Source organism: Halorubrum sp. Atlit-26R (genome assembly GCF_003666015.1).
Lineage (GTDB): Archaea > Halobacteriota > Halobacteria > Halobacteriales > Haloferacaceae > Halorubrum.
The window spans coordinates 1-509 of record NZ_QPLT01000401.1 but is presented as its reverse complement, the minus strand read 5'-3'; the positions used below and the strand labels follow the sequence as shown (position 1 = coordinate 509).

Below are 509 nucleotides of genomic sequence, written 5' to 3'. Positions count from 1 at the left end.
CTCCCACCCGTTACGCCGATCCGGAGCGCGGAGGCGGTGTACGTTAATGCGGCTACTCCGGTCGAGAGTAAGAGCATGAAAAGACCCAGTTCAGTGTATGTATTGACAGCACTCGGGAGGAGTTGCTCAACCGGACCTGTCTCGCTTCCGGTACCAGTCGCAACCGAGAGGCCTGTGAGGAGGAGACCGACAATCACTAAGTTAATACGGAGAATCCGAGCAGCCTTGTCGTCGATGTTGTTCAGTATCTCATTCTGCTTATCAATGGTTCGCCGTCCTTCTTCGAGAGCGACAAGGTCAAGATCAAACTCTTCAGTTGGACCGTTTTGGGGACCACGATCGTCTTCATCCGACATCGTCGTTATGTCGCACAATTGTATGTTTATCATAATTTTTACGGCTTCGGAACACGGCCACCGGGGAGTTCCGTAACGACAATCGAGCTAAAACACTCGAATCGACCACGCACCGCGACACGCAAGCTTTTTTATCGGGCCAACCCAACCGAG

The 509-nt window shown here is 52.5% G+C and carries 1 pseudogene; it reads right to left on the bottom strand.

What is annotated here, in order from left to right:
- Positions 1-356: pseudogene (locus tag DVK07_RS22550) on the bottom strand (hypothetical protein); the annotation flags it as partial.
- Positions 357-509 lie beyond the last annotated feature (153 nt).